Annotated in this window: 6 protein-coding genes; 3 read left to right on the top strand and 3 right to left on the bottom strand. The window is 36.8% G+C overall.

Features of this window, described 5'->3' with window-relative positions; genetic code table 11:
* The first annotated feature begins 125 nt into the window (after positions 1-125).
* Positions 126-437: a helix-turn-helix domain-containing transcriptional regulator gene (locus AC5590_RS30770; protein ID WP_169267071.1), complete on the top strand. Its 312-nt coding sequence runs from the start codon at positions 126-128 to the stop codon at positions 435-437.
* A 12-nt stretch (positions 438-449) separates the two neighbouring features.
* Positions 450-1109, top strand: a complete 660-nt coding sequence (locus tag AC5590_RS30775; protein WP_169267072.1) for a restriction endonuclease subunit R — start codon at positions 450-452, stop codon at positions 1107-1109.
* A 193-nt stretch (positions 1110-1302) separates the two neighbouring features.
* Here AC5590_RS30775 and AC5590_RS30780 read toward each other — a convergent pair whose 3' ends face one another.
* The 3 genes from AC5590_RS30780 to AC5590_RS30790 form a co-directional block, all read right to left on the bottom strand.
* Positions 1303-2007 carry an MAE_28990/MAE_18760 family HEPN-like nuclease gene (locus AC5590_RS30780; protein ID WP_348982736.1) on the bottom strand — a complete coding sequence of 235 codons (705 nt, stop codon included), beginning with the start codon at positions 2005-2007 and terminating at the stop codon, positions 1303-1305.
* Positions 2004-3086 carry a DUF262 domain-containing protein gene (locus tag AC5590_RS30785; RefSeq protein WP_169267073.1) on the bottom strand — a complete coding sequence of 361 codons (1083 nt, stop codon included), beginning with the start codon at positions 3084-3086 and terminating at the stop codon, positions 2004-2006. Before AC5590_RS30785 ends, AC5590_RS30780 begins: the two co-directional genes overlap by 4 nt.
* Positions 3087-3340: 254 nt before the next feature.
* Entirely contained in the window at positions 3341-4720 is a 1380-nt protein-coding gene (locus AC5590_RS30790; RefSeq protein ID WP_169267074.1) for a phospholipase D-like domain-containing protein, read from the bottom strand.
* Between the two features lie 616 nt (positions 4721-5336).
* Here AC5590_RS30790 and AC5590_RS30795 point away from each other — a divergent pair.
* A complete protein-coding gene (locus AC5590_RS30795) occupies positions 5337-5846 on the top strand; it encodes a pentapeptide repeat-containing protein (protein ID WP_169267075.1) in 510 nt (169 codons plus the stop codon).
* Positions 5847-6000: the final 154 nt, after the last annotated feature.

Raw genomic sequence — 6000 nt, forward strand, 5'->3', positions numbered from 1 at the left:
TATATAGCTACAAAAAGTGGGCGTTGAGAACCTATTTGACAACACGCTAAACAAAATCTATCAAAAGCTTACAATAACCTTATGGAGGCACAAGCCAAAGAAATTAAGAACTACATCACAGCAGAGTGAAAACACCAACAAGTAGAAATTACAAAGAATATTTAATTTCATCTCTCAAAGACTCAGAACATGCTGCTGCATATATTGCGGTTATGTTGGAATTAGATGAAGAAGGTTATAACCCTGAACTGCTACGTTCAGCACTGAAAGATGTTGTGAATGCGCGTGTTCTATCTGATAATCTCTCCGAAGCAGCCAAACAGCACTATGAAAAATTAGACAAGATACTCGCAGAAACTGGAGGTACTGAAATTCACACTCTAATTGAGTTTCTTGATGCATTAGGTTTTCGGATTGCCATTTCCCTCAAAGATTAATACCCAGTAGCCATGCCAATTACAGTAGAACCCAGCAGCTTATCCCTCAATGACGTTCATAGCCTACTGAAATTACAAGAAGAACCTATCGGCTTATTCACAGACTTCCTAACTTTAGATCCTCTTACGAATTTTGAACAGCAGGATTTATTGAAAATTAGGAATGACTTACGGCGTTATCTCGCCGCAGGCAAAATATCTGAAGGTTTAGTTAAATTTTTGACCTTAGCACCTTTGATGCGAGCGGCTGGATTCTACGATATTCCAATCCGCTTGACGATGGAAGATGTGATAGCGATCGCCATTGAAGATGAGGATACAAGCATCCGAGGACGGATGGATATTTTAGCAGTCAACAACGCTCAAGCCTTGACTGCGCCACCTTTTTGGATTTTAGTGATTGAGACGAAAAATAGTTCGGTAGATGTATTTGAGGGCTTACCGCAATTACTTACCTATGCTTTCAAGAGTTTAGAGCAACAAACATCAGTGTGGGGGCTAGTAACCAATGGACGTAATTATCTGTTTGTCTATTTGAGACAAGGTAATCCCCCAGTTTATCAGCTGATGCCAGAAGTGAGCCTGATTAATACTGATGAATCAATTCAGTTGTTGCAGGTTATGAAAGCGATTTGTCAGTTAGAGAATTTTCAAGGTGGTAAAAATGAATAGAAATTAACCGAGAACTGCGTCTTACAATTTTGAATTTTATATTCTATATTTTAAATTCTAGATTATAAAGCTTTATAGAAATGAGCTTATGTCATAAATTATAACGACAAAAGCATCTTTCTGTAGATTTGAAACGACAACAAAATTGTCTGTTTTGGAATTAAATGAGCAATCTATATGTAAGGTAATATTCCTATGAATTGCATACACTTAAATCTAGATATTCTTTATTATCTAGATATTTTTGGATGTTTTGTAAAATTTGGCGTAAATATTCTATAACCTCTTTCTTGATTTCTAAGAGATCGTCTATAGTCTTGTCACGTCCTACTTCCTCAAATGACTTAATCCCATGTGCTAAATCATTTCTGATTTCTCTCACAACTAAAAGATTTTGCCCGTTCTTGGTTTGAGAGCAATCAGTACAATGTGAAAAACCATATTTATCTGCTATGTCTCTAATCACCTTTGCATCCACATTCCCTGAAAAAATTTTTTCCCGTTCAAATGTAGCTGTGATTATGTCGATAGAGATTTGAGTGATTTTTGAATGAAGATTTTTAGCAGAATCATTTTTAAAAAAAATTTGCACACTTTGAAGTATAGTTATTCTGATCTTAGGTTTTATTTTATCAAAACAAACTCCTGTACTACGAAATTCATCGTAGATTGCTTCAATAGCGTTTCGCATAGTAGATTCAACTAAGTTATAAAGCAATAAAAAACCATTTGCTTTGAGAGTTTTTACTAATTCTGAATCAAGGTTTTTTAATTGGTATTCACCATCACTGTCGAAAAAAGCTAACTTAGCTTTTTCTTTAATCAAGCTTTCTAAAAAAATGAAGTAACCGTCCACTTCTTGGACGCGAGTCTTAAAGTCTAAGAGTACAGTATTCACGATTTTACTAGTAGTTGTTCACGTACATATTCTATACGCCGAATTACTTTATTTTTTGAGCTACTAGCATCAGAACTTGTATATTTTTTATACTCTTCGGAATTTATCCATTCTGTTGATTTTGGTATTAAGTCTTTTTTTTCTCTTAATGCTAGAGTACTACCAGCTGCTAAAGATTCAAATTTAATGCGAGTAGTAGTTTTATCCAGTTTTTTTCCCTGTCGAAATCCATTGGGAAAATATTTTTCCACAAAATGTATCATCAATTCAAATTCCGTTCGCATGTCATCTGTATTTAGTTCTTTATCTTTGTTATATCTTTCCAGAAATTCATTGAGAAAGGAATTCACCTCACTTCCATACTTTTGATAGTTATTCAAAAAAGCAAAGAAACGCAAAATATATTCTTGAGGCTCACGGCTGTTAATAGCTTTATTAGAGAATAAGCATAAATGACGGAACTTAGAATTTTTGGATAATTCCTCAATCAGATCCAAGAATGGTCCACGTAAGATTCCTCTGCGCTTTTCCATCTTGTTAAGTTCAACGCTACCTGTGTTAATTCTTTCAAACAAATCCCTTCGCACTTCTTCATCTGCTTCTTCACTGAGTTGGATCATGCGAAGTGTGCTTCGTTTAAAGCGTCTCTGACGGGCGAGTGGTAAATCCTCAAAGGTAAAGCCATTAAGCTTTTTTAATTTCTCTAATTTATCTAAAGTCAGTTGATTGTTCAAAAATCTTGCTAAAGTGCGAATGCGTTGTGAACCATCTATAATTTCTAAACGTGCTTCATCTTGTTCATCACCACGGACATCAGCTACAAAAATGTATGGTATCGGCAAGCCTAGAAGTACAGACTCAATAAACTTTGATTGCCTGTCTTCATCCCAAGCCATTTCTCGTTGGTAGTCTGGTATAAACAGTTCATTGACATCCTCGTCTATTCCATCCATGTACTTCTGAACCAGAATTTCGATAGGATACTCTTTTGTGTCGTAATCAACTGGTTTTTGCTTTTCCCGGAGTTCTACTTCCGCAGCTTCTTGCCTCTGCTGCGTTATTTCTGGCTTTGAGCGCATATTTTATTAACCTTGGGTCATGAGTTTTGCTCTATGCTAGAGGAGTTTAACGCTTGGTGTGACTGATTTAGAGCATGAAAAGCTCACACAAAGCCGCAAATAAAATCCTGGTATGATAGCGCCCTAGTGTAACATCACGCACCCTCTTTTGGAAAGCTGCTGAGTTCCAAAGCGACATGCTGCTTTGTGAGTCCCGAACGCGAGTGCGTGTGCGGAGGATATAGGAACACGCTTTAGATTTATTTAACAAAACCTCATTGACACTTTTGAGCTGATGACAAAGTTTTCAACCCCACCTTTGCCGTTCCATACAGCCGACTAAACTCTTGCTCGTAATGCGCTGCTACGATGGGATTTTGTATAGCTATTAAAGTTTCATCGTTCAAATAGTTCCCCGCATTAGACCAGTTGTGGCTACCAGTGATCACCAATGTGTCATCTAAGATTGCCATTTTACTATGAACTGCGCGATCGCCCATTAAACCAGTCGGAAAACCAACAGTGGTAATTGGATGCTTCCAAGGTTTCACTCTAATTAAGCTACGTTTCTTGCCTAAACGAGGACAAACACCCATTGCATCGTATGCTTTGGAGTAACTTTGTCTAAAAAAATCCGGATCTATCAAAACTTTTATATCTTCAACACCTTGATCATGCACACTACCAAGAGTGTCACTAATCTTTTGATCCGAAAAAACAAACACTGCAATATGTACGCTCTTTTTAGCTTGCTCTAAATAAGAGGCAATCATTCCATTACTAGTTCTTGTTATATCATCTTTTTTGCTTCTAGCTGGCGAAAAATTGACGGTGATAGTTCCTAGCCCAACTGGAATTGTTACAGGAGATCTTTGTGGCTTATAGGATTTGAATAATCCCTGCCACATATAGTTAAATTCATCAGTAAAAGTTTTGGCAAGTTGAGGATTATTAGGAACAACAACCATATTGTTGGGATTACCACGGCTGTCAAGATTTCCAAAATCTCCATGCATATCAGATGTTGTCAGATTACCGCTAGAAATAATAGTTGTCGTTCCATCTACAACGACAAATTTATGATGCATAAGTCCACTGCCTTTTTTGGCATTGTTAGATCTATCATCTTTGATTTCAATTCCAGATGAGTGCAATATAGCCAAAGGATCAGCAGGATATCGCTTTAATTCTTCATACGCTTGCTTATCATGCCGATTCATCCGGGGAATTTCTGCTTGTGTATATTTATCTAAACTTTTATTGTACTTATTATCTATTAATACTCTCACTTTTACTCCGCGTTTGCGAGCAACTGTTAGCGCTTCAGCAACTTTCGGAAGCCGAAACTCCATCACTGCTAAATCCACAGTTGAGTTTGCTTGGTTTATCGCCTCGATAATTTGCTGTTCTAAATTGTCTCCCTTGCGGTTAAAGTGACGGTATGGATCTTCATAGGAAGACGCTAAATTTTGATTGAAATAGACTTTTACAGCAGAGTCTTGAGGTAAAGGTTGAACAAGTTTTGTCTTTGGTGAAAATTTGAGGACGTTAACTAAAACAATCCCGATAAGAAAGATAGGTAATATAAAGCTCGTCCTTCTAACAACTTTAAAATTTTGTTTATCAGAAGTCATCAAATCTAATAGGAGTTTCATTAAATAATAAAAAAGTGTAGCGCGTCGTTTTTACTCAGTTTTAAGATTGAGTGATATCTTTTACCAGTATTCTTTTAAAAAAAAGCCATAACAATACGGCTCTTACGGAAGTTAATTTGTTTTTCTCACAAAAATTGCACCAAATTTAAAATGAACTACCTACACCCCGACACCAGGAGTGTAACTTTTGCTGCAAAGGCGTTTGCATTTTGTCTAGTGTTTCATCCCAGATTAAAACCATTAGTCTTAGTAATACTTTCACATTTTTAGTAAAAATACTCAAATCAGACTTTAGTTAGGTTCCGAAAGCATATATACTTAATAAACAATTAATAAGAAAAGTAAAGAAAAGTTAAAGATGAAAAGACACTATGTTTGCGCTTATCGTTGTCACAAATAGAAGCTCTTTACGTCGAGTCGAATTTAACTTTGTTAAGAGAAAAGCAGAGATGATCCACTATTTGTGGTTAAAAAAGTTCTGCCCTCAGGTTGGTATTCATCGCCCCAAATGTCATAACTTAATTTGTTGAATCGGTTATAAGGGCAAAAAATCCAGTTTTTTGCCTGACAGGTAACAGCTAGTTATTCGAGGATTTCTGGGCTAATTGCAGGAGACATGAACGCTTTGGAACTGGTAAAACGTTATATCGCAGGGCAGAGAGATTTTAGTCAAACTTTTCTTAAAGGAGCAAATTTAAGTGAGGTTTGTTTAACTCAAGCAAATCTCCGCGAATCGGATTTTACAGGTGCTGATTTGAGTTGGGCAATTCTCCATCGAACAGACTTAACCTGTGCTGACTTCACAGAAGCTAACCTTAACGCGGCAAACCTGATTGCAGCAATGCTATCAATGGCTGTGTTGATTAGAGCCGACTTGAGTAGAGCCAATCTTAGTAGAGCGATTTTATATCAAAGTAATCTTCAAGACGCAAACTTTACTAGAAGTAATCTGAGTTGGGCTAGCTTGGTTGAAGCTGATTTATCCAGAGCTGTTCTTCTAAAGACAGATTTAACTGGCGCTAATTTAACCAGAGCTAACCTGAAAGAAGCGCTCATGTTCAAAGTCAATTTAACAGGAGCAATCCTAACCGGGGCAATCATGCCCGACGGTACTATTCACGACTAGACTTACAGCTGGAAATTCACATAAGGGAAATTGCAAGTACAATTCTCACGTGTCGGATTAATTGTTAATCCTTGCGCCTTCCTAAATAATAAACTTATAGGGATCATTCACAAACTACGTGATACGTAGTGAATGTGAACCAAACCACCTTGGA

This window comes from Brasilonema octagenarum UFV-OR1 (genome assembly GCF_963888615.1).
GTDB lineage: Bacteria > Cyanobacteriota > Cyanobacteriia > Cyanobacteriales > Nostocaceae > Brasilonema > Brasilonema sennae.